Raw genomic sequence first — 23,789 nt, 5'->3', positions numbered from 1 at the left:
CTTACCTATTTTTCTTCCCAATTCTTTAGGAATTCATCTACTTCTTTCTCATCTTTCGTTCGTAAAACAACTTCCCCTTCATCATTAAGAAGAAGGACTTCCCCGTGAGTTTTCAAATCAAAACCAACTAACACTTCTAGGTGCTCATAATATTCGGCATCGCCAGGGCCTTTGTAAGTAGCGACTGTTGAGGTTTCAGATAAAGATAACCCACGATGATTTTTAAAGACCCGTTCAATATCTAACCCATTCTCCGGCCCTTTTACGTAAATCGCACTAAAGGTGTTCTCTTCAATAGGTTTATAGGAATCTAAAATCTCCTTTTTAAGCTTATCCGTACTTACTTCAATCACACTAATTTGGTTACTGTCTGATTGATATTTTATAAGCATCTGACCAAATTGATCTATTACGCATGTGTCTTGTTCACTGCAGGTGACTTGTTGCGTATGATCAGGCTCCCCATAAAGTTTATGAGCTTCTTCCATGGTTTCAGGCAGATCCGTTTCGCTCATGTATGAAACTTCGAATTCAAGCCCCCTGACCCTACTATCCTCGTCCAGCATCACACTTAGCACAAACTTCCCATTCTCCTTATAGTAGGCCGCCGGCATAGCTCGAGCTGACTTTGGACTATAAAAATGGGCCTCCCCTTTTTCTTCCAATACATGTTCAAAAGAATCCCCTAAGGAAAGACCACTTAGCTCATAGTCTCCCTTAGTCACTTCAACTTCAGGCGACTGATACAAACGAGGAAGAAAGTCTTTCAAGTCCTCTAATTGGTCCGTACGATAAATAAGCTGATTGTTTTCCGTATCAAATACATAAGCAACCGGGAAATACATTCCCTCTGGCAATGGATCGCTTGCAAGCAATCGCCTAGCCTCCATCGATTCATCCGCAAGTACGCGCGTTTCCTTCATATAGGTTTCCATCGGCTGCTTATTATAGAGGTGTTGCCACTCTTTGTTTTCTAACTCTCCTTTGTCATGGATGACGACCATTTCATAGCGGTGTTCTTCAATATCTTGTTCTTGGGTGCTCCCTGACTGATCGCCCCCTGTTAAATTGAAGTTCCCCGTACCCATATAAACCACAAACAACATGAGAGCTGCTAAGCCCACAAGACTCGCCCCAATTTGCCCGAAACGCTTTGTACCATTCATCAAGAAACTCTTCTTCTTACGGTTCATGACATACTGCTTTGTTTTGGTTTCATCTGCATCAATATCTTTTAAGGAAGTTTCCTTCATCGATTTCCTAAGGTTCTTTAGCTTATCATCAACGCTCATTCCGATCCCTCCTCGTACATGGATTTAAGCATAGCGCGACCACGCTTCAGACGTGTTTTTACCGTATTTACCTTCGCACCTAATACATCAGCAATCTCTTGTATCTTCATCTCTTCAAAGTAATGCATAAAGATCACTTCCTTAAACTTAGTAGGCAGCGACAGCACACGCTCTGATAAGAGTTGATCTTCCATTGTCTGAAAGGCGATCGACTCTGGGTGAGCCTCTTCAATGACAAGGTTCTCTTGCTTTTGATTCTCAAACGTTAAGAAAGCTCTGATTTTCTTCTTCCTCAAGCAATCTTTACATTTATTCACCGTAATCCGGTATAACCACGTCCGTATACTGGAATCATGCCGAAATGTATCAATTTTGTGGTAGCACGTAAGAAACACATCCTGGGTAATCTCTTCGGCTAATGAATAGTCTTTTACGTAAGAATAGGCAAGCCAGAGAATCTGTTGGTTGTATTGGTCGATCATTCTTTCAATAAATTCTTCTCTCATCGCTTCATCTCGGATCATTTCCTTGACCTCTCCATTCGTAAGTTCCAAGGTTACCATTCCCCTCCCTTTTCACTACCTTTGACGCAAAGATTGGAAAAAGGTTCCCGTATGTATAAAATAAATTTTAAATGGTTATTCAAGAAAATGGCAGGATTTTTGGGAATGTTTCTGTTTGCTTTAGGTAAGCGTAAGGTGGTCCTGGAAACCACTCACTTTCCTATGAGGAGCTGGTGAGTCTCGCAGTTTCCAGGCCCACCTTTTCCATATTGGAAGAAACGGAGACAATCCATTTTTTAATACACACAGAAGAATCCTAACTTCCACAACACTTAAGTACTGGATCGAGAGAAAGATTAGGGTTAGATTTAAAAATGATTACATAACAAAAAGAGACCGTGTGTGACGGTCTCTTAAGATATTAAGATATAAATTTCCGGCCAACCTTCTTCCCTTCATACGTAAACAACACGTTTCGTCCCTCTACAAGCGTCTCCATATGAACCGTTCGGCCCCATAATTGATATAAGTATGGAAGTACGCGCTCAAGGTAAGTCAGGTCGAGCTCTACATCTTCAAAGTGATGTTTCAAATACAATTCACCATTTCGTAAATAATCTCCGTCTTGTACGGTGATGTAAGGAAAACCTCCGTTTACACGCATGGTGACGAGCTGATCCCGTACCGCTTGATAATCTTTGTCCGTGATTTTATAATCCCGCCCCTGCTTTTGGAACAAATACAGGTCTTCTTTAAAGCAAAGATCTTTCGTTAAATAGTTTCGGATGAAAGAAATATCAGACTCAATCTCGCGCACTTCAAACATTTTCTCCCGACCAGACCCTGGCTTAACGCCATTTAGCTTCATCTCTTCTGTCGGATTATTGTAGCGCTCCTCTATATCTTCAAACACTTTAAGGCCCAAATAGTACGGATTAATTTGCGTTCTGGACGGCTGCACAACTCCAGCATTCAGCTTAGCAAATTCAATCGCCTCATCACTCGTTAAATCCATTTCCCGTAAAATCCGCGCATGCCAGAAGGAAGCCCAGCCTTCGTTCATGATCTTCGTCTCGAGTTGTGGCCAGAAATAAAGCATTTCCTCACGCATCATCGTTAAGATATCACGTTGCCATGGCTCAAGCTCCCGGCTATGTGCCTCAATAAACAGCAATATATCTTTCTCAGGGCGAGGCGGGAATTTCTTACGCTTCTTCTTCATCGGCTCTTCCTTCTTCTTCGCTTCATCAAGTGACCACAGATCATCATATGGCGTGGCACGAGGTGTCTCTTCCTCTTCTTCCTCCAGGTCTTCAAGGGACCAAGCTAACTTTGGTCTGAGAAGAGACGGATCGATGTGCTCCTGAATAGACAATACCGCATCAATGAATTCCTCGACGTTTTTACGCCCATGAACCTTCTCATAGTAAGCCACTCGTTCAGCCGTTGCCGACATCTTCTCGACCATGTCCCGATTCGTATTTTGGAAACGTACATTATTCTTAAAGAAATCACAATGCGCCAGTACATGAGCGACGATCAGCTTGTTCTGCACTAAGCTATTCGTATTCAATAAGAACGCATAGCACGGATCGGAGTTGATCACAAGTTCATAGATCTTACTTAATCCTAAGTCGTAATGGAGTTTCATTTTATGGTACTGTTTCCCAAAGCTCCAGTGAGAGAAACGTGTCGGCATCCCGTATGCCCCAAACGTATAAATAATATCAGCCGGACAGATTTCATAACGCATCGGATAAAAATCAAGCCCAAATCCTTCAGCGATCTCCGTAATTTCATCGATTGCGTATTCAAGCTGTTTATTATATTCACTACTCACATCGATCTCCCCTTCATACAAGTCTTATAACAATTGTATGAAGGAGGTTGTTTAGGAATGAACGTTTTCCTAGTGTTCCGGCTCGTAAAACGAGATTTCACTCACATTTTCGACCCATTTTTCTGCTTTTGAACCATATTCCTCCGCTATCCAAACATCTTTATGCTCATCAATCAAATCATTCCCTCTCAGCCAAGCCAGCTTCTTCTCTTTCTCTAAGAACATAGGATGGTAGTCTCCTTTCTGTTCAGAGGGCGAAGAGATTTGATCTTGCTTTTGGCTTTCTAGATTGATTTTGTAAAGGGCAGGCTTCGGACGATTGGCAGGATCATTGGACCAATCCGCTTCTTTCACCCTCGAGGTGACAAGCTGCTCATCTGTTAACCAAGTAAAATCCAGTTCTGCATAGGACTCAGGCGTTAAGGAATTTGATGCAGGAAACTCTTTTGTCTTCAGATCCTTGTTCTTAAAACCAAAAACAAGCCGTCCACTCCCCCCGATATAGGCAAGAATGTCCTCTGAAGGAGCCCACTTCGGGGTTCCGACTCCTGTAATGATTTCATCAACAACCGAAAAGTCTGTCCCATCTGTACGAATCACACTAAGCATGTTGCTATCCATCGACCAGGACGCTGTCGGATAAACAATAAAGGACATCCATTTTTTACTTGGAGAAAATCCAAAATCCTCCGCTCCTATAGCAGGAATCTCTGCATCGTCGGTTTTTAACTGTTTAGGAATTGTGAAAAACGCTTCCGCTTCCGTATCCATAGTATCTACTAGCTCTTCAGGTAACATCTTTTTATACAGTACCGCATTCGTCCACCCTTGCGGCGTAGGCATAGCGTTTGAAGATAACAAGAATCCATTCCCTTCAGGCAGCCATGTGTACCCTCCAACCCCTACAGAGACGTTAAAGAAGTTCTTTAGATCAGAGACACTTAATGCCCCTTCATGTTGAAAGGCTATTTTATTCTCTTTTGGCGACCATTTGGCATTGAATGCATCAGAATAGATTTTTTTCTTCTTTTGTCCTTTAATCTGGTAGGTCCATAACTCATCAGAAAGCTCACCCTGCTCGTTCAGAACCCCTTTTTGCAAAAAGGCAACATACTGACCGTCATGTGACCATATGGGTTTACTTGTAACCGTCTTCGTGTGCGTGACTTTTTTCTCCTTGCCATCGTGGATCACCCATAAGTCCCCGTTTCGCACAAAGGCCGCTGTCAGGTCTGTTTTTTGAGCGAGCCCTGTTGACGGGATCACCATAAGAAAAATTAGAAAACATATCACTATATATTTCATGAGCGAATCTCCTTCAAAAAGTTGATATTCTTACCTTTTCACGAGTTCTCACTATTCATACAACCAAAAAAGATTCACACTTTTTCTATTTCTATGTTTAACATGTTTATGGTGGGGTAAATAAACTTTGATACATTAGTGAGGTAACGTATGTACAAAATCCGTACGTACTCTTCAAGACATACATAATTGATTTCACAGTCCGATCGAGCGGCTGCTTTTTTTTGGTCTCTCCCTAGTCCTTTAGACTTACACTAAAGGAAAACAATACATTTATAGGAGGAATTTTGATGGAGTTAAAGAATTTATCGCTATTTAAAGAATGTTTCGGTGAAGTGGAAGGAACGACCGACGCCCTAAGTGATGCTTCCCTTTCTCAACTAAACGCCCGTTCCATGAAGTACGAAACGAAAGTCCCTCAGCTTGAGTACATGTGTCTTATGATGGAAAACATGGTTCTAACCAAGAAACTACAAGGAAATGTGTACGCTGGTTTCCAAAAGTTTTCCCGTGCCAAAAACGTCATTGATCGCTTCCAGGCGATGACAGAATACAGTAACGTGTACATCTTCGGTGAAAATGATGCACCTATGGACCAAAATGATGGCATTAATTATATTGAAATCCCACCAGAGAGCGAGCTTATGCGTGAATGGTTCCTAGTCATTGACTCACCTAAATTTAAATCGATGATGGTCGCTTACGACATGGAAGGTTTCGGCACTCATGAAATTGAAGAAGATCGTAAATTTAGAGGAATGAAATCGTCTAATCCACGCATTATCGACAAAGCAACAGCACTTCTGGCACCTCATACGAAAGCAACACCAATCGCATAGCGTCCAGTAAACGAAGGGCAATCACCTATTCGATTGCCTTTTCTTTTTTTCTATTTCATTCAAAAGGAGATTTCTATGACGAAACTACAAAAAATGACCGCCATTGGTATACTAGCGGCCATCAGTATGATTTTATATTTCTTTAAAGTACCTCTACCATTTTTCCCAGTTTTCCTAACCCTTGATGTGAGCGATGTTCCGGCATTGATTGGCGCGATCACGATGGGCCCTGTAGCGGGAGTGATGGTTCAATTCCTAAAGAATGGCATTGAATACCTATCTCACGGCAGCTATGTAGGCTTACCGATTAACCAAATCGCAAACTTCCTATCGGGCGCCTTAATCGTCGGATTAATAGGTTTCTTCTATCATTACCAGAAGAAACTTGATTGGAAAAGCTTCGCCCTGTCCATCACGGTCTTTCTAACAGCGATGTTCTTTTTAAATTACTACTTTATATTACCTACGATCATGAACCTCCTGGGACTTAACATGGATCAATACTTAACCTCATTCACAGAGGCGAACCCATTTGTTACGGACTTCCGCACCGCCGTCTTACTCGTTATCATTCCATTTAACCTGATTAAGATCTCATTTGTGTATGCGGTAGGACTTCCCTTTTCCTTTAAACTTCAACGCATCTTACAGAAGAGGAGACTCATCGCATGAAGACCATCCAAACTCTTTCTAAACAAACGATTCTTATCATAAGTGCGCTCTTCCTCTACGCTTTAGCTCTATCGTTTTACAATTTCTATAGCACCACCCTCTACTATGCGATAGGAGGATCTTTAATCGCAACGGTTGGAGTTGCATTTCTTTTTATAAGGAACAACCTGTCTTCTAAAGGGCCTGAACCTAAGCAACCTATAGAAGATACACCACCAACGAACTCAAACGCCATCCAGACTTCTCTAGAAGAACTCCGACATTTAGAAACTCATATCGGCCACATGAACGCAATGAATAGCCAGGTTAGTTCATCTTCAGAACAAGTCAATGATCAGCTCATGGATATGGTCCAAGACATTCACCAACAGCAAGATCATATTAAGTACTTCGGAGAACAGCTTGGAAAGATCAACGGCATGATCCAGAATCTCGACGCCATAATTGAAGTAACGAATTCAACGACAGAAGAAGTCACGGAGCTTTCAAATGAAGGAAAACAAAAAGCAGATGACTTCAACCTTGTCTTCTCAAAAATTATTGCCATCACTAAACAGTTCGGAGAGTATAATCAACAGCTCCTTGTCAAAATGAAAGAAGTGACTCAAGCGCTGAGCAGTATTGAATACATCTCCAATCAAACAAACCTTCTCGCCCTTAATGCCTCCATCGAGGCCGCGCGAGCAGGGAGCCACGGTGCGGGATTCGGCGTTGTCGCAGAAGAAATCCGCAAGCTCTCCACACAAGTTAAAGGAAGCGCCGAGACCATTGAGAAAATCGTAAAAGATGTAAACACCAGCATCTCAGATCAAGAAAAATCCTACGAACGAGACATTCACGTCTTAGAAGAAGGAAAACAAAAAGGAACACAAATGATTCATATCTTTGATGACGTCATCTCAAGCATCCGAACGCTCTCAAGCCAATCCCACGAAATTAAGCGGGACTCAACCGAGGTCGAAGCCGAGAACCAACGACTCATCGACATGATGCAAGAGGTTATGACGCTCACACAAGGCCTCACGTCTAAAACAGAAGGATCATCAGAACTCACAATGGAACAACAATCCCACTTAATGGAGCTCGAAATGACCGTATCCACAATGGTCGATCATATCCAGACGATCCAGCAACACCTCCAGGAGCACGCCGAAACCTCAGAAAAAGTGGCCTGGATCCGCCCTGCTGACATGACAGAGCGTGAAAATATGAAAGTCGCGAAATAGCTTGCATACATTTCACTTCCCAACACAGACTAACGGTTAATGTTGTTGGGAAGGCGGGATCGTATGCTTAACTTTCTTCCACCGTTGTTATTGATTTTTGTCCTCTATATTTTAGTGGTTCGTTTATTGGGAAAATCAGCTCTTGCCCAATTAACCCCCCACGATTTTGCAGCCTTGTTTTTCTTAGCTTATGTAGCCTTTCAACCGATTCAAATTGATACATACGTTCAATCTTTTATCGGCATTATCGGGATCGGGCTTACTCACTATGCCCTATCCCGAATGAGCCTTATGGATGGCATCAAGCATTTTATAATCGGCCAGCCCACCGTTTTGGTTCGCCACGGCGTCATTTTACCCGAAAACTTAAAAAAGTCACGATTCTCTTTAGTCGAACTCCTCTCAGTGCTCAGAACGTCGGGTCACCCACGTGTAAAAGACATTGAATATGCCTTTCTAGAGCCAAACGGCGATGTCAGTGTCATCCCAAAACGAGAGAGTGCCCCTCTCACCCCTGCAGATATGGGGATGGAGCTACCGTACCAAGGCATTCCCTTGTCCGTCATCGTAGAAGGGAAGGTCCAGCACCGCAATCTCTCGCTCGTAAAAAAGGATGAAGCCTGGCTACTTGAACAGCTTAAAAAACAAGACTTCACTTCGACGAAGTCCATCTTTTTCGCTTATATCTTAGATGGGGATCACACTATTCATATCAGTGAGTATCCCCCACCTAATTAAAACACTCAGGTTGCCTGGGTGTTTTTTTATTGTGGTATGAGTTCTTCGATGTTTGAGGGAGTCACATACGTTAAAGCATTCGTGGAGCCTGTATAGGAAAGAGGCATACGGCTTAGTAGTTTGGCAACAGCATGCCGTGATCGTATACCAAGAAACTCCTGACATCTTTTATTAGTCAGCGTTGATCCGTATAACAAAAAGTAATCAGCTAACGCAAGACGATGAGCCTGCCTAGAGCGGGTTGAACAGTCAGGGCACTCCCAAGACAACTTGATACGAGCCATACCATATTCTTTACAGACAGGACATTGAATACCAGTTTGAATAAGAGAGGAAGGAATCGAATACATTTTGAGGATATCAGAATAAAAGGGGCGATGATTTCGAAGTAAAGATCGCTCTATAGGATCCAAGGAGAAAGACTTTTTATTTTCATAAAAAGCATAGAGCTTCTTAATTCGCTCGATGGTTACATCTAATTGAGTGATTGGAACAGAAAGTGAATCTTTAAAATGTAGTTCGGTATTAGGATTACTAATTGATACAAGAGGCACTATTGGATAAGTGTAGACCTCATGTGCCTGGAACCATTGCTTTAATTGGATAAGTTGCCGGTTAACCTGGGCCAAAGGGTTTTGATATTTCTTTGTAATCCCTTGTTTTACAACTGTAAATTGCCCTAATTCCTCATCAACCGTTATCACCCCAGCCAAATTCTTTACTTCAATCAAGAAACCAACATTCGGAGTAAGTACAAGGGTATCAATTTGAAATGAATTCCCATATAAATTTAAACGAAGATCATGAAAAATTCGATAAGTGGAAAAAGGCAGAAACCTTAAAAAATAATCTAACGCCTGTTCGCCCCGGTAACCAGCCCACCTTCTATTAACATCCTTCTCAATCAATTCTCGCTTCGGATGCTGTTCAGGCAACCTTCTGAGCAAAGCCTCTGTTTGCCTAATGACAGGAGGTACTGTTCGCTTTTTCATGTTTACCAATTAATCACTTCCTTTCAAATTTAATATAGCAAGACTAGTTAGAAAATGGAAATAATTTGTCCTCTTTCCTAGAAGGCAGGGGTTGGCTTGAGCCGGTGTGAGAGAACTTGAGTCGCTGCGGCGGAGCTTGAGCCGGTTCTCGAGCCTCTCCTTCCCAACTTGAGCCCATTCTCATCCGCCTCTCATACTTGAGCCACTTTCCTCTTGTCTCGAGCCGGTTTTCTCCTACTTGAGCCACTACCTACCAGCTTGAGCTCATTCGTACTCACTCGAGTCGTTCTTTTCGACGCTCGAGTCAATTAGTCCTTTTCTTGTGTCACTTCTCCTTTGCTTGAGTCGCTCCCACGCTACTTGAGCCGCCACGCCGCTACTCGAGCCTCTCTTTCGCAACTTGAGCCCATTTCTCATCCGCCTCGCATACTTGAGCCACTTTCCTCTTGTCTCGAGCCGGTTTTCTCCTACTTGAGCCACTACCCGCCAGCTTGAGCCCATTCGTACTCACTCGAGTCGTTCTTTTCGACGCTCGAGTCAATTAGTCCTTTTCTTGTGTCACTTCTCCTCTGCTTGAGTCGCTTCTCCTCTGCTTGAGTCGCCACGCCGCTACTCGATCCTCTCTTTCGCAACTTGAGCTCATTCCTCATCCGCCTCTCATACTTGGGCCACTTTCCTCTTGTCTCGAGCCGGTTTTCCCCTACTTGAGCCACATCCCGCCAGCTTGAGCTCATTCGTACTCACTCGAGTCGTTCTTTTCGACGCTTGAGTCAATTAGTCCTTTTCTTGTGTCGCTTCTCCTCTGCTTGAGCCACTCATCCGATACTTGAGCCGCCACGCCCGAACTTGAGCCTCTCCCCCGCTACTTGAGCCGCCACGCCCAAACTCGAGCCGCTCCCCCGCTACTTGAGCCGCCACGCCCAAACTCGAGCCGCTCCCCCGCTACTTGAGCCGCCACGCCCGAACTCGAGCCACTCCCCCGATACTTGAGCCACCTCACCCAACTCGAGCCTCTCCCCCACTCCAACCAAAAAACAAAAAAACCCCCGCACTCAACGGGGGTCTCATCTCACTCTATTTAGCTTCCGGGAAAATACGTTTAATCATCTGACCAAACTCATCAAAGAATCCACGAACCGGTTTGCCGTTTTGTACGTTTTGAACATAGTCGCCTGTCATGTCAAAGAAGTCAGGGTTTGCAGAAACGAATACATTGTTAATGTCTTTGTCTGCAGATTTTGCCGCTTTAGCAATTTTCTTCTTTAAATCGTCATTTAATTCTTTTGTCGTTTCGCCTTTTTTCACAACAGCCACATAAGCATTACGGTCTGTTTTTAGCACGTAAGCGCGTTTCACTTGATCGACATCTGCTGTGATTTTATCAGCTACTTTATTCGCTACACTGTAACGACGATCGTCGTCTTTGTATGTGTCTTCATTGCCCACATTTTCTTCGCCGTAATCTTGGCCATTATTCATTTGACCATCGTATGGACCGTTGTCATAATTCACTTGGTTGAAGCCATCTTTTTGAGCATTGTAATTCTGCTCGTTATGAGCGCTCTGTTCATAGTCATTACCTTTTGTGCCCATGCGGGATTCCTTGTCACCCTCTGCTGAACATCCAAATAATACCGCTGCAGAAAGAATGGATACACCTACTAACTTCATATTCATGTTAGTACCTCCTAGTTGTTTTTGTGCCCTTAGTATGGAATCGTTCATCCGCCTTTATACGAAAATAAGCACGCCCAAATTTTGGGCGTGCTTTCTTTTAATGATTTCCTGGATTCTTTAATTGGGACTTAGCCCCTTTTTTTGAACGGTATTCTGTTCCTTTGTTGTTATCTCCAGAAGCGATTTCTTTGCCAAATTCTTCGTTCATTTTACCGCCTTTTAATTTCCCTGTTCGTTTTGGTGAGCTTTGATTTTGACTGCCCTTACTGCCATTACGACTTGTCATATGGAGTCACTCCTTATTTTCTTAATAAGGATATTATCCGAATCACTCCGGTAAACTATTCAGGCATTGTTTGACAAGATCGCCAACAACGTCAAAGAGTGAAGAGCTTTATTCTGGTCAAACTACAAGTAACCCTTTCTGAAAGGGGCAATGCCTCAGTGACAGTATATATAGCTGATTATGATAAAGCTTTGTATTTTACACTTTGGGGGCAATGGGACGACTTACTTATCTTAATGGTACGCACGAAAGATGATTTTCTCGCTAAGAAAATCGAGTCCTTTCTCCATTCGTATCATTATTCTCCTGATGAGCAAGCCGTGATGACATCTCATGAAGATCTGATGCACTATATCGATCATGCGATGATCCATATGCCTGCCTTTTCCTATACAGAAGAAATTTAGCATACAAGGCGCTCCATAAAGGGGGCGTCTTTTTTATGCTTCAAACCATCCCAAAAACCCTCGCAGTCCTTAAACCGCGAGGGTCCCCCTCTCCATATGATTACTTTACATAGCGATCCAAATAGCTTTGAAATTCATCTAAAACAAATTGAACCTTCTCCGTAGCGTCTTCTGTTAAACAATCTTCGTCCCTTATGAAACAGTGCGGGTCCAGAACGAGTTGATTTGGGATGACATTCGCATAAAGGCCACGTCCAATCGTTCTCATTTGATTAAGGGAGTTAATACCACCCTTACCGCCACCAGCTACCGAAAACAGTAATGTAGGCTTATGACGGAAGTGGTCTCCTCCAAGAAAGTCGAGAGCGTTCTTTAAAGCTCCACTCATGCCACTATGATATTCCGGAGACAGCCAAACGAAAGCGTCGGCTTCCATCGCGGTTTTTTGCAACAACTGAACTTCAGCAAGATCTCCTTGGTCTTTCTCACCATTAAACATGGGTAAGTTCATCGTGCTTAAATCCACTAAATGAGCATCCATGCGTTCGGCTATGTGTTTAGCCGCAATGCGCGTACGCCCGTATTTTCTTGGTGTGCCGTTGATCACTACAATGTTCATTTTCTTCCTCCTTTGACGGTGCCTTGAGTCCTTATGTAAGCGTTTATGTCAGAGAAGGGGCGTATTAAAAGCATAACATTCTTTCAAAAGTTTAACAGTTCTCAATAATTAAAAGCGGCCAGCTTAAGAGCTTGGCCGCTTTAGAATTTACGTTCTTGGATACTGCTGAATAAGAGGGTGAAGATGCATCTCATCAATTTGCATATGCTTCGGGGCACTTGCCATATAGACCGTAGCCTCTGCAATATCTCCGACCTTTAGCCAATCTTGTTTCTCTGGATCTCCTTGCTTGGACTCAGCAAAGTAAGAGTCGACCATCCCAGGGTTAATTGTCCCTACGCGGATGCCATACTCTCGCACCTCTTGAGCAACGGAACCCATGAATCCTTGCACGGCATATTTGGTTGAGGTATACAAGGACCCATTCGGAATTGTATAACGCCCTACATCAGAGGAAATTGTAATGATTGTACCTGCTTTTTGCTTTTTAAAAGTTGGAATGAGGGCTTTTGTACAGAGAAACACGCCTTGTACGTTAATCTCAAACGCCTTTCTCCATTCTTCCACGGTTACGTCTTCCACAGGCTTAAACATGCCAATTCCGGCATTGTTAATCAATATATCCACTTGTCCGTATGCATTTTTCGTTGCCTCGACTACATGATCCACTTCATCTTCGTTACTCACATCAGCCTGGAAGGAGAGAATGTTTCTATACCCCTCTTCTTCTAACTCTTGTTTCGTTGTGTGAATGTGGTCGGAACTCCCAAGTATAGAGAGATTCGCGCCCTTTGCAGCAAACTGCCTGGCTATTTCTTTCCCGATCCCTCTAGAAGCTCCTGTAATGATGGCCGTTTGTCCTTCAAGCATTCTCGATCACCCCTGATCTATTAGTCGTTTTCTACAACTTCTGTTGTTAAGTTCTTATAATTCGTTTCAAATAAATCTCTTCGGCGGTCCCTCAGTTGGCGAACTGTTCCTGATTTTCTCTGACGCCTTAACACTTCAAGATCGACATCACCAACGACAACCGTTTCTGTGTTCGGATGACTTTCCCCTACGATCCCGTCTCTTGCAAATTCGAAATCAGACGGCGTGAAGATGCCAGACTGTGCATATTGAACGTCCATGTTCTCTACTTGAGTTAAGTTCCCAACCGTACCCGCAATAACTGTGTATACCTGGTTTTCTACAGCGCGAGCCTGTGCACAATAGCGGACGCGGAGATACCCTTGCCTATCATCGGTACAGAATGGGCAGAAGATAATATTCGCTCCCTGATCAACCGCATAGCGAGATAATTCAGGGAATTGAACGTCATAGCAAATTTGAATCGCAATCTTACCACAGTCTGTATCAAACACTTTAACTGTATCGCCTGCTTGAATGCCCCACCATTTCTTTTCATTTGGTGTGACATGAATTTTATATTGCTTCTCGATCGTCCCGTCTCTTCGGAACAAATAAGCAATGTTATAGATCTGGTCCTGTTCTTCGACAAAATGAGATCCACCGATAATATTTACGTTATATTTAACAGCTAAGTGTGTAAATAGTTCAATGTAATCCTCTGTGTATTCCGTTACTTTACGCACAGCTTTCGAAGGAATCTTTTCATTAAACAACGACATCAGCTGCGTTGTGAAGATCTCAGGGAACAGCGCGAAATCTGATCCGAAATCGCTCGCAACGTCGACGTAATATTCCACTTGTCGGGCAAATTCATCGAAGGTGCTGATATTCTTCATCATATACTGTACCGCTGTTATGCGTACAGGGTAAGAGGTCTTAAAATATCGTTTCGTCGTCGGACGATAGTCTACATTATTCCACTCCATTAACGTCGCATACTTGCTAGAAGCCTGATCATCAGGCAAATAGTTCGGATTGACCCTCATGACTGTAAACCCATTCATAATTTGGAAGGTTAAGACCGGATCATAAATATTTTTATTCATCACCTCTTTAACATACGTACGAGGGGACATTTGATCTTCGTATTGATGGTAGTTCGGAATGCGTCCACCAATAATGATACTTTTAAGATTCATTTGCTGCGCCAATTCTTTTCTTGCTTCATATAAACGACGGCCAATTTTTAACCCGCGATATTCAGGATGGACCATCACTTCGATCCCGTACAGGTTATACCCTTCAGGATCATGATTCGTAATGTACCCTTCATCTGTAATATCGTCCCATGTATGCTGATCGTCATATTCATCAAAGTTTACAAGGAGACTTGAACAGCTCCCAATAATTTCTCCATCGGCTTCTACACAAAACTGCCCTTCAGGGAAGTGCTCTAAATGACTTTCTAGATGAGCTTTTTCCCAAGGCTCCATATTTTGAAAACAAATAGCCTGAAGCTTCATGATGTCCTCAATATCTTCGTGCCTTATATTTCGAACAATTACTTTTTTCTCAAACTGGGATAAATCTAACTTTGACATGACTCACTTGTCCCTTCTGTCAAAAATTTCTCTCTATTCTATCGTAATCCTAAATCTCCTTTTCTGTCTAGGTTGATGATGTATAGCGTCCCCATATTTGCCCAAAAATAGATGTAAATACATAGATGAGGTGAACGTATGTTAGAGAACTGGGATTCATGGACTTTAGGAAAAGTACTCACCCTTTTCCTCACACTAGGTATACTCATGATTTGGGCTCAAATCACCGTATGGCATCACAGAGGAAAGTTTCATAAATGGCAAATGTGGATCCCTGTTTTTGCCTTACCGTTTTTTGCATTAACAAGCTTCCTCGTGGTTGTCTTCCCGTTTTCATGGGCAGGATGGTTACAAACGGTTATGTGTATAGTCGTGCTATTAGCAGGAATATACGGTGGCATCCTTCATATTGGAGCCATTGCCAAACGAACAGGAGGAATTCGTTATGAGAACCTTCAGTCAGGCCCCCCTTTTGTTCTTCCGTTTACAGTAGCAGCTTTTGCGATGATTCAATTACTTAATTTATGGTATTAAAGGAGAGACCGATATGGAGCAACAACATCCGAAACGAACGTATTATCCTACTTATGACGTGATGAGCGAGAAGAAGGAATGGGATCCTGTTACTCAGGAGGTACTGTTTTCGCGCATTCACCCATCAGATGGGGCCATCTTAACCCCGGATATGAAAAGGACTTTGCAGGCTTTAGCTAAAACATTATTTCCCTCCCACCTCGGGGAGCAAACCTTGAGTCTGACTATGGTATTAGACCAGCGTTTAACTCATAGGAAGCTAAAAGCTTTCCCTAAAGGAACCGATTTATCCAAAGAAGAAATCATCTTAAAGGGACTAACGTTTATGGAACAAGAGTCCATAACGGAGCATGGAAAAACCTTTTATATGCTTGATGAGAGCATAAGGAACAAGCTTGTAAGAAAGTGGAGGGAAAGCGACGGTGACCCAAGTATTTGGGCAGAAGTTCATAGCGACCTCTTCTTCTCAACGGTATCTGCTGAAATTGTGAAGATCATTTACTCTGACCCATCTATATGGTCAGATATCGGATATGGCGGTCCCGCTTTCCCACGAGGTTATTACGCATTTGGTCCTCACCAGTTTGATGAGTGGGAGGCTAAGCCTCATGGCGAAAACTTCATATGATATTTGTATCGTAGGGGCCGGAGCAGCTGGATCTGTGATTGCTGCCCATTTATCTAAGACGAATTTAAACGTTGTCATGCTCGACGCAGGTCCTCACCGGAACCCTGAGCAAGATTTCGCAAGCGATGAACTTGAAATGGAGAAACTGTTCTGGAACGAGCCGCGAGTCAGTGTAGGACAGGATCCTCTCGACTTGTACAGAAGCACTTCCGGTAAGGGAGTTGGGGGAAGTGCGGTTCATTACACCGCTCAACTTTTAAGATTTCATCCTAGTGATTTTCAAACACGTAATTCAGAAGGCATTGGAGAAGATTGGCCGATTTCCTACGAAGATGTAGTGCCTTACTATGAAGACATGACCAACCGCTTGTCTCTTTCTGGACCAAACCGATTTCCATGGCCCGAGTTTGGTGGAAAGTATCCTTATCCGGCACATCATGACCTTTCCAATAATACGTTAAAATTTCGTGAGGGGTGTGAGAGGCTCGGCATGAATCATGCAGTCTCCCCTCTAGCGATCCTCTCTGCTCCACTAGAAGATAGACATCCTTGTATTAATCGTGGATTCTGCGAAGAAGGGTGCATGCCGAACGCGAAAACAACACCTTTAAATACGTTTATACCAGAAGCTCTAAAGGGCGGTGTGACTCTTTTACCAGAAGCCACGGTCACTCATCTGACCACTGACAAGACCAAACGCGTTAAGACTGTCCATTACAAGATGGATGGAGATCCTCACGAAATTGACGCAAAAGTCGTCGTGCTCGCTTGTTATGCCATTGAAGCACCGAGACTTTTACTTCATTCAAAGAGCGAGGACTTCCCTCAAGGGTTGGCTAATTCTTCTGGTCTTGTAGGCAAGTACTTGATGACAAATCTTAACGACCGTTTGATCGCCAAATTCCCTGAAGAAATAAGAATGTACAGAGGAAATCCGGTCCAAGCGCTAACCATGGACCCATATTTAAGCGGGAAGGAAAAGGGGTTTAAACGTGGGTTCATTTTAAATTCGTATGGCATGCGTCCGATGCGATTGGCGACCCTATTTTTAGAAAACGATGAGACGTGCATTGGTGAGAATATGAGAATGAGAATGCTCGATTACAACCACTTTGCAAGCTTTGCGATGTTAGGTGAAGTTGTTCCTCAAGCCAGTAATCGAGTCACGTTAACAGACCAGCTTGATGAATACGGTGTCCCTATTCCGAAGGTCACGTTCTCTTATCACGAAAATGATCACCGCATACGGGAAGAAGCGAAGGAAACGCTGAAATTAATTGCTTCAGCAGCGGGTGGTGAACCGATGTATCACTTACGAGCTCATGCCCATCTTATGGGAGGTTGTCGGATGGGGAATGATCCTGAATCATCTGTGGTCAATAGTTATGGACAGAGTCATGACATCGACAATTTGTTTATTGCTGGAGCACCGACCTTTGTAACCGCCCCTTCTGCTAATCCCACCTTAACCATTTATAGCTTAGCCAAGCGCTCAGCAGAATACATTGAAAGATATGTCAAAGAGATGGGCTAAACGCTGTCATTTTGATTTGAAGGATATGAATTGATTTGCTTCAAAACCCACGGTATGATGGGAATGAAGAGGTGGAGCCTATGAATGGTTTTGAACGAAGAACCGAACTTAAGAAGAAAAAGATCTTACATACAGCTTTTGAGCTGTTTTCTAAATATGGTGTTCAGAAAGTAAGTATACAGGAGATTGCAAAAGCCGCCCAAGTCTCCCAAGTAACGATTTATAATTATTTTGGAAGCAAAGACCAACTTTTGCTCGAAGCCGTTAAACTGTATGGCTTTGAACGCCTTAAGACATTTCAGGATTTAATCGATGACTCCTCTCTTTCTTTTGAGGAAAAAATTCGTCATATTATCACATCGAAAACGACAGACATGCTAAACTTTGACCTCGATTTCATGCAAACGTTGATGTCAAACCAACCAGAAATTAAAGAATTCGCTAATGAATTTGCTCAAAACCACTCTATTCCTGTGTTCATGAAGCTAATTGACCAAGGTAAAGAAGAAGGCGTTGTGAATCATTCTTTATCTGCGAATATGATTATGTTTTACATCAACATGTATCACCAAACGATGCGCAATCAGCGTGAAATGTTTCACGATAAAGAAAGCACTCAACAATTCACTGAAGAATTGCTCCAATTATTCTTTTACGGCATCAGTGGACAGCAAAACCTAAATTAATTCCCTACATCCTCACTCGTACGAAAAAATTTCCACTTATAGAGCAGGCACCCGAGGCTCATATTAATAGTACGCTTCAAAAGACACAAGCGAAGCCATTCCATGAAGGCGTTCACTAGGAACATCCTTCATCCCATTTTCTGATTGCCACCCTCCTGCTGTAAGGGTTCTAGATGATAAGCGATTGCTCATTACACGGAATTGAAGTAACGGAGGAACGGCTCTAAAAAAGGCTCTCTTACCTAGGTAAGAGAGCCTTTCTGTATTTACACATACTGAAGAATGCGGGAAAGCTCTGCATCCTGGTTGTACGTTTGCATCAATTCGTTCTTCTCAACCAACAGACGATCCTTACTCCCCTGGAAGACCGGGGCCCCTGAAGCGAATAACAAATACTCATCACTCAGTTGGTTCAATTCGTACCAGTCATGACTAATGTATAGAAGGGTTTTCCCTTCAGAGTGGAGGGTTTGAAGCCAGCCTATAATATCTTCTTTAGCGGCCAGGTCTACCCCAGCCGTTGGTTCATCTAATAAGCAAATAGCCGGATTCTTTAGCAGCCCAATACACATGTTTACTTTTCGTTTCCATCCTCCGGAAAGTCGGTTTATCCGTTGATCAAAAACCTCGTTCAGGCGTAGTGTTTGGATCATTTCTTCTAAGAATCCCTCATCCACTCCTCTAGGCTCTAGTTTCTTCCAGAATGAGAGTTGCTCTTTGACGGTTAATTCTTCGTAAAGGGCAATGTCCTGTGGAACATACCCAATATCAGCCCGAACTTGTTTGATCACTTTCTCATAAGGTTCATTATAGAAAGATACAGTCCCCTTTGAGGGTCTCTCCAGTGAAGCGACCATTTTTAAGAACGTTGACTTCCCAGCCCCGTTAGGTCCAATAATGCCTACAGAACTCCCTTCTCTTACCGTGAGGGAGAATGGGTGCAGAACAGTCTTTCGCTTATACCACTTCGATACGTCTTCAAATCGGATCACATAATTCCCTCCTTTTCTTAAGGTTTATGAATGAGCCAATGATGAGGCCATATAAATGCCCAATCCAATTGGGCAGTCGTCCATACAAATGAGCCAGTAGCAAGGAGCACCAGGAAAAGAATACTTCCGTTCTTACGCCCGAGTCCCATAAATAAAAACCAGGTTATGCCCAGCGTGATCAGTAAGACGATGACTCCCCAACCGGACCATTCCAGAACCGGTAGGATAGGGGTTTGAGACAATGTCAATAGAGCATAGGTGGCAGGGAGAAACGTTGCAGCTCCTACGAGCAGAAGCACAAAGCAATGACCTGCAAAATAAGCCCTTGTAGTTTGTTGCGTCATTTTAATTCGTTGCAATCGTCCAGACCTCAGGTCCCAAACCATGTTCCTTAAGAATACAATCCCTGCGATCCAAGCATACAGAAAGAACAAGCTGATCATAACACCTTGCCAGGGGCTCAGCGTGAATGAAGGTTCTGTTACATTCTCAGGCGATCTTTTCTCAAAAGCCACTTGGAACAGTGGTTCAGGGTTCCAGAACTGATCCGCATACTGGACACCTTCTTCAAATGTAGCCGAGGAATCCCATTTCATAAGAGCATTCCCTGCCTTTGCATTTAAAGAAAGTCTCATTAACTCAGCCCCTATTGCTTCTTTCGCAAATACATCAAGGGTTGAATTCTCAGAACGGATCCATGTAATCGTATCATCGATTTCTCCGTTTTGGAGCGTTTCCTCAAATCCTTCCTTCAGGATAAAGGCCGCCTCAATTGTCCCCTTCTTAACAGCCCGTTCTGCCTCTTTAAAGCTCATAGATAAAACGCGTAGCCGATCTGCATCTTTGACTCTTTCTGTGAGAGTTGTCGAATACCTACTCTCATCTTCATCAACAAGAGCCACGGGAACGGCTGATTCCTCCATTGCTTTTTGGAAGAAAGGGAAAAGGGAAACCGTCACAATGAGTGGGAATAAAAGAACAAACAGACTAAGAAACGGACGCTTCTTCCACTTATTTAGATGTAAATATAGATACGTAAGCATCACGTTTCTCCTTCCTAAAACCAGCTAAGGTCGCTCCTATATAAAACAAGACTCCCCAAAGAAATAATCCTATATAAGGCAAGGGGTCACCCTGGTCCGCAAATGCTAAACGGAAAACCTCATACGTAAACGAAAAAGGTGTTCCATCCTGACTTAGCCACGTGGGTAAATAAATCTCAGGAATTAAAGCACCCGCACTGACCATTCCAATAAGGGAAACGATGAGAAGAGTTAAAGACCTGATGCTCGCATGAGTGGTCACTCCATATAGAAAAGCAGAAAAGGCAGAAAGCCAAAAAGCAATTAAAACCATCCCTGCATGCAGCCCTAAAGAGAACTGTACCGGAACCACCAGATTGGAAATTCCCATCAGGAGTTCAATTAATGCGAACAGAATGATCCACCACTTTATCTGTTTAACAATGACCTGGTGTAAAAACGTAAGGTTAAGCATTCTCCATCTCATATTGATTGAAGCGGTATGAGTTCGCCCATCCAACGCCTGAAAAAGTATGGTAAAGAATACGACAAACGTAAAGGTCATGGCAATGAAAGCATGGGCTTGCCATCCTACTGCCGCTCCACTCGCGACTTGCTGTTCTTCAAATGCTTCATTTCGTTCGAGGGCAAACAATGTAAAGGTGACGATGGCCTCCTCGAGTCTTGCACTTCGTTCGTCTTTGGGTAATTGCTTAATATGTAAATCATAGACTGCGTTCACTGCACTCTGAGAAGCCGAAATATACTTCGCACCTGATTCGAGTAAGACCGTAAGCATGGTTGAATCGATCGGCTTGTCCTGATTTGTCATGACAGCGATTGGTTCATTATCTCCAACCCGGAGACTATCCGTAAACCCCTCAGGAATTGTCATCACACCGGCTAGGTCCCCTTTTTCAAACGCTTCTTTCGCTTCCTTTTCACTCATAGGAGTCAGTTGCAGAGCTCGCTTCATTCGTTCTTCTTCGGAGAGCTGATTCACTAGAGACTTGGTCTCAAAGGTTTGGTCATGATCGACAATTGCAGCTTGTATTTGTTTCTCTTCTTCTTGGAATAAATTTTGCAAGCTTAATCCAGCGATGAGCATAATGAGCAGAGGGATAAAAAAGGATAAAAAAAGAGGGGCAGGCCGAAGAACGGTTGCCCTCATTTCATATCTCCATAACGAGAACCCATTCATACAGTCTGCTCCCTTCTTAAATAATTGGTTTTCACGATTTAGAATCCACCTAAACCGCCAAATCCACCTAATAGAGATCCAATGTGCTGCTGGAAGTTACGCTGAATATCTTGTGCGATTTGCTCTAATTCCTGATCAGATTGGTCCATCACACGTACAGTGTTGCCATCTTTTAATTCAGGGAAAGAAAGGTCATCAGAGAACGAAATATTCTGATCCACGTTCAGTTCCACATCCGCTGCCATTTCACCCATCATCGGATCATCCATACTAAAGTTCAACCCATAATCGACCTTACGATTGTAGCTATCATCGTCCTCTTCTGTTGTTTCCATGTTAACGAAACCAGAGATGTTTGGCATAGGCTGCTCACCTAAAGCGTCACCAGATAACTCCACATTAAAGTCGGTTTTCGACCCTTGCTCTGTAAAGTCAGAATTTAAGATAAGGTCCATCGTGAATGTTTCAGATGGGATCTCTGAATTCACACCAATAGTATGATCCACATGAAGACCATCTTTATTTGGTTTCCCGTCTTCTTTATAGCTTACAGAAACGGAACCTTCTTCATTTTCTGGTGTAAACGTCATATCTGCAGAGCTTGTATAACGATCTTCATCTTCTTTCACGTAATCTGTTGAGATTTCCATCGCTACTTTTTCAGCGTCCTCTGGTTGAAGACTCATGTTCCATGTTTGATGAGCTACTAAATCATCTTTCAGATAAGCTTCGATTGTAATCCCTCCAGGGATTTTAATCGAGTCAACGTTTTCAATTGCCTCATCAATGTCGGCTTTCATATCTTCATTTGAAACAGAATTCACACCCTGCTGAAGAGCAGATTGTTGATCAAGGATGTCCCAAATGCGTTCATCTTGTTTTAACTCTTCAAGAACAGCAACAAGCATTTCATGAGCTTCTTCTTCACTGATCTCTACGGTTACTTTATCGTATTTCTCTCCTTCGTAAGTAGCTCCTTCGTTAAGAGAGAATTGTTCTTCTTTTAGTTGCTTTCCTATGGTCACAACGTAATCTTGCATAATTTCTTCCACTTCTTCGAATGAAAGTTGCGTCTGGGAGTACTCTGCAAAGTTCGGAAGTTCGTTAATGCCTTCACTTGACTCTCCCATACGTTCTAGGAATGCACCTAGTTCGTCATTTCCAAGTGCGAAATATTTATCATAGACAAATGGTGCTTGTACAGCTGCTGTGTTTTCATTTTGATAGAAACTTCCGTTCGCAATGCTGTTTCCTTGCATCGTTAAATCTGCACTAGCAAACGTTTCTTTTGATTCTGGGTCAATTTTTGAATTATACTCGACTTTCAAAGTAGAAATAATTCCTTGAATCATACCCATTTGAGGGAAGGATTGTTGAATCTGATCTCCCTTTACATTAAGATCCATTGTGACAGATCCCTTTGTCTCATAAGCTTCTTCTAATTGACGGTCATAAATCTCTTTATAACTTCCTGTGTAGTCTTCCATACGCTCGAACTGATCTTCCATCGTGTTCTTTTGAGCTTTCATGTACATGGTCATCGGATTAGAATCCTTTAACATACCGTACGCCGTAGCCCCAAGGGCACCAATGACGACAATCGTTAAGAGCGTAACAAGCCATTTGTTCATGCCTTTTTTCGCTTGTTGGTGATTGCTCATGTATCTCTCCCTTTCTGTTTTCCTGATAAATGGTTAGTAGTTGTCTCTACGAATGTATGATGAAAAAGTTTCACAGATTCGTAGATAATGTAAAAGCCTTACTCATTATACTATTATGTAATTTACCAGGAAAACACCGTTCCAGAAAAAAGAGATAAAATAGGAGAAAAGTCTCTAAAATAGAGACTTTTCTGTCACTTGTTATATAACGTCCGAATTTCCTCCATGCGAGACCGATTTTTGCCTAAGTCGGAATACCCCACACGAGAAGCGGAACGAAAATGAACAACCTCAGCATTGTCATCAAGATAAAACTCGACATCATCTGTAAAGCGCATAATTTTCGTTTTAAATGTGGCATGAATATAATCCTCTGTTTCTTCTTCAATAGAAACACGGCCATACTCATTTAGAATGTTCTTTAATGTATCTTTCGTTTCTTCACGCGTTCCTTTAAAGGGCAGAGGCTCCATCTTTTTCGAAGCATCTTCGGCTTGAGTTGAAACACAGTTCGGGGAAGATGGGCACTCTGCTAATTTTCCGTCTTTTACTCCTAGGTTTGATTGAGACAAGATGCAACACTCCTTTTTTATTAGCATACCCAACTTCGATCCCATTGCCTACTTTTGAATGGGCTACCATCCAATATATTCCTATCCATAATATAAAAAAGACTTCTTCT

Annotated in this window: 26 protein-coding genes; 9 read left to right on the top strand and 17 right to left on the bottom strand. The window is 42.8% G+C overall.

Annotated features, from left to right (window positions below; translation table 11 throughout):
• Positions 1 to 5: 5 nt before the first annotated feature.
• From QNI29_RS04020 to QNI29_RS04005, 4 genes are all read right to left on the bottom strand, one after another.
• Entirely contained in the window at positions 6 to 1,292 is a 1,287-nt protein-coding gene (locus QNI29_RS04020) for a hypothetical protein (RefSeq protein WP_231418597.1), read from the bottom strand.
• Positions 1,289 to 1,855, bottom strand: a complete 567-nt coding sequence (locus tag QNI29_RS04015; protein WP_284526790.1) for a sigma-70 family RNA polymerase sigma factor — start codon at positions 1,853 to 1,855, stop codon at positions 1,289 to 1,291. The genes QNI29_RS04020 and QNI29_RS04015 overlap by 4 nt, the downstream gene beginning before the upstream one ends.
• Positions 1,856 to 2,216: 361 nt before the next feature.
• Positions 2,217 to 3,635, bottom strand: coding sequence for a SpoVR family protein (locus QNI29_RS04010; RefSeq protein ID WP_231418595.1), 1,419 nt, complete (start codon positions 3,633 to 3,635; stop codon positions 2,217 to 2,219).
• Between the two features lie 69 nt (positions 3,636 to 3,704).
• Positions 3,705 to 4,940 carry a TolB-like translocation protein gene (locus tag QNI29_RS04005; RefSeq protein ID WP_231418594.1) on the bottom strand — a complete coding sequence of 412 codons (1,236 nt, stop codon included), beginning with the start codon at positions 4,938 to 4,940 and terminating at the stop codon, positions 3,705 to 3,707.
• 290 nt (positions 4,941 to 5,230) lie between these two features.
• Here QNI29_RS04005 and QNI29_RS04000 point away from each other — a divergent pair, with 290 nt between their 5' ends.
• From QNI29_RS04000 to QNI29_RS03985, 4 genes are all read left to right on the top strand, one after another.
• A complete protein-coding gene (locus tag QNI29_RS04000; protein ID WP_231418593.1) occupies positions 5,231 to 5,779 on the top strand; it encodes a DICT sensory domain-containing protein in 549 nt (182 codons plus the stop codon).
• Between the two features lie 75 nt (positions 5,780 to 5,854).
• Complete coding sequence (locus tag QNI29_RS03995) at positions 5,855 to 6,451, top strand: ECF transporter S component (protein ID WP_231418592.1); 597 nt, start codon at positions 5,855 to 5,857, stop codon at positions 6,449 to 6,451.
• Positions 6,448 to 7,677, top strand: a complete 1,230-nt coding sequence (locus tag QNI29_RS03990; RefSeq protein ID WP_231418591.1) for a methyl-accepting chemotaxis protein — start codon at positions 6,448 to 6,450, stop codon at positions 7,675 to 7,677. Before QNI29_RS03995 ends, QNI29_RS03990 begins: the two co-directional genes overlap by 4 nt.
• A gap of 63 nt (positions 7,678 to 7,740) precedes the next feature.
• Complete coding sequence (locus QNI29_RS03985; protein ID WP_231418590.1) at positions 7,741 to 8,415, top strand: DUF421 domain-containing protein; 675 nt, start codon at positions 7,741 to 7,743, stop codon at positions 8,413 to 8,415.
• A 26-nt stretch (positions 8,416 to 8,441) separates the two neighbouring features.
• Here QNI29_RS03985 and QNI29_RS03980 read toward each other — a convergent pair whose 3' ends face one another.
• The 4 genes from QNI29_RS03980 to QNI29_RS03965 all read right to left on the bottom strand — a co-directional run bounded on the left by QNI29_RS03980 (position 8,442) and on the right by QNI29_RS03965 (position 11,370).
• Positions 8,442 to 9,407 (bottom strand): nuclease-related domain-containing protein, encoded by a 966-nt coding sequence (locus tag QNI29_RS03980; protein ID WP_231418589.1) that lies wholly within the window; start codon positions 9,405 to 9,407, stop codon positions 8,442 to 8,444.
• Between the two features lie 479 nt (positions 9,408 to 9,886).
• Entirely contained in the window at positions 9,887 to 10,141 is a 255-nt protein-coding gene (locus QNI29_RS03975; protein ID WP_231418588.1) for a hypothetical protein, read from the bottom strand.
• A 340-nt stretch (positions 10,142 to 10,481) separates the two neighbouring features.
• A complete protein-coding gene (locus QNI29_RS03970) occupies positions 10,482 to 11,084 on the bottom strand; it encodes a YhcN/YlaJ family sporulation lipoprotein (RefSeq protein ID WP_231418587.1) in 603 nt (200 codons plus the stop codon).
• A 97-nt stretch (positions 11,085 to 11,181) separates the two neighbouring features.
• Positions 11,182 to 11,370: an imidazoleglycerol-phosphate dehydratase gene (locus tag QNI29_RS03965; protein WP_231418586.1), complete on the bottom strand. Its 189-nt coding sequence runs from the start codon at positions 11,368 to 11,370 to the stop codon at positions 11,182 to 11,184.
• A gap of 158 nt (positions 11,371 to 11,528) precedes the next feature.
• On the opposite strand from QNI29_RS03965, the gene QNI29_RS03960 reads away from it, so the two are divergent.
• Positions 11,529 to 11,777 (top strand): YhdB family protein, encoded by a 249-nt coding sequence (locus QNI29_RS03960; RefSeq protein WP_231418585.1) that lies wholly within the window; start codon positions 11,529 to 11,531, stop codon positions 11,775 to 11,777.
• Between the two features lie 100 nt (positions 11,778 to 11,877).
• Here the strand turns inward: QNI29_RS03960 and QNI29_RS03955 are convergent, their stop codons facing one another.
• The 3 genes from QNI29_RS03955 to QNI29_RS03945 all read right to left on the bottom strand — a co-directional run bounded on the left by QNI29_RS03955 (position 11,878) and on the right by QNI29_RS03945 (position 14,849).
• Positions 11,878 to 12,396: an NADPH-dependent FMN reductase gene (locus QNI29_RS03955; RefSeq protein WP_284526789.1), complete on the bottom strand. Its 519-nt coding sequence runs from the start codon at positions 12,394 to 12,396 to the stop codon at positions 11,878 to 11,880.
• Between the two features lie 147 nt (positions 12,397 to 12,543).
• The gene (locus QNI29_RS03950; RefSeq protein WP_231418584.1) at positions 12,544 to 13,266 is read right to left on the bottom strand and encodes an SDR family oxidoreductase; all 723 of its coding nucleotides are present in this window, start codon (positions 13,264 to 13,266) and stop codon (positions 12,544 to 12,546) included.
• Positions 13,267 to 13,286: 20 nt separating this feature from the next.
• A complete protein-coding gene (locus QNI29_RS03945) occupies positions 13,287 to 14,849 on the bottom strand; it encodes a GNAT family N-acetyltransferase (RefSeq protein WP_231418583.1) in 1,563 nt (520 codons plus the stop codon).
• Positions 14,850 to 14,987: 138 nt separating this feature from the next.
• Here QNI29_RS03945 and QNI29_RS03940 point away from each other — a divergent pair, with 138 nt between their 5' ends.
• From QNI29_RS03940 to QNI29_RS03925, 4 genes are all read left to right on the top strand, one after another.
• Positions 14,988 to 15,383: a hypothetical protein gene (locus QNI29_RS03940; protein ID WP_231418582.1), complete on the top strand. Its 396-nt coding sequence runs from the start codon at positions 14,988 to 14,990 to the stop codon at positions 15,381 to 15,383.
• Positions 15,384 to 15,396: 13 nt separating this feature from the next.
• Positions 15,397 to 16,011, top strand: coding sequence for a gluconate 2-dehydrogenase subunit 3 family protein (locus tag QNI29_RS03935; protein WP_231418581.1), 615 nt, complete (start codon positions 15,397 to 15,399; stop codon positions 16,009 to 16,011).
• Positions 15,992 to 17,545, top strand: coding sequence for a GMC family oxidoreductase (locus tag QNI29_RS03930; protein WP_231418580.1), 1,554 nt, complete (start codon positions 15,992 to 15,994; stop codon positions 17,543 to 17,545). The genes QNI29_RS03935 and QNI29_RS03930 overlap by 20 nt, the downstream gene beginning before the upstream one ends.
• A gap of 80 nt (positions 17,546 to 17,625) precedes the next feature.
• The gene (locus QNI29_RS03925) at positions 17,626 to 18,231 is read left to right on the top strand and encodes a TetR/AcrR family transcriptional regulator (RefSeq protein ID WP_231418579.1); all 606 of its coding nucleotides are present in this window, start codon (positions 17,626 to 17,628) and stop codon (positions 18,229 to 18,231) included.
• Between the two features lie 63 nt (positions 18,232 to 18,294).
• On the opposite strand, the gene QNI29_RS03920 is transcribed toward QNI29_RS03925, so the two are convergent.
• The 6 genes from QNI29_RS03920 to QNI29_RS03895 form a co-directional block, all read right to left on the bottom strand.
• Positions 18,295 to 18,423, bottom strand: coding sequence for a hypothetical protein (locus QNI29_RS03920; RefSeq protein WP_255688659.1), 129 nt, complete (start codon positions 18,421 to 18,423; stop codon positions 18,295 to 18,297).
• Positions 18,424 to 18,497: 74 nt separating this feature from the next.
• Complete coding sequence (locus QNI29_RS03915; RefSeq protein ID WP_231418578.1) at positions 18,498 to 19,223, bottom strand: ABC transporter ATP-binding protein; 726 nt, start codon at positions 19,221 to 19,223, stop codon at positions 18,498 to 18,500.
• A gap of 17 nt (positions 19,224 to 19,240) precedes the next feature.
• Complete coding sequence (locus tag QNI29_RS03910) at positions 19,241 to 20,266, bottom strand: ABC transporter permease (protein ID WP_231418577.1); 1,026 nt, start codon at positions 20,264 to 20,266, stop codon at positions 19,241 to 19,243.
• On the bottom strand, positions 20,235 to 21,446 hold the full coding sequence (locus QNI29_RS03905) for an ABC transporter permease (RefSeq protein WP_231418576.1): 1,212 nt from the start codon (positions 21,444 to 21,446) through the stop codon (positions 20,235 to 20,237). The genes QNI29_RS03910 and QNI29_RS03905 overlap by 32 nt, the downstream gene beginning before the upstream one ends.
• 38 nt (positions 21,447 to 21,484) lie before the next feature.
• On the bottom strand, positions 21,485 to 23,107 hold the full coding sequence (locus QNI29_RS03900) for a DUF6583 family protein (RefSeq protein WP_231418575.1): 1,623 nt from the start codon (positions 23,105 to 23,107) through the stop codon (positions 21,485 to 21,487).
• Positions 23,108 to 23,301: 194 nt separating this feature from the next.
• Complete coding sequence (locus tag QNI29_RS03895; protein ID WP_231418574.1) at positions 23,302 to 23,679, bottom strand: DUF1499 domain-containing protein; 378 nt, start codon at positions 23,677 to 23,679, stop codon at positions 23,302 to 23,304.
• Between the last annotated feature and the right edge of the window lie 110 nt (positions 23,680 to 23,789).

The organism is Pontibacillus chungwhensis (assembly GCF_030166655.1).
GTDB lineage: Bacteria > Bacillota > Bacilli > Bacillales > BH030062 > Pontibacillus.
Note: the sequence above shows the minus strand (reverse complement) of the source record. Positions and strands in the feature narration are given on the sequence as shown.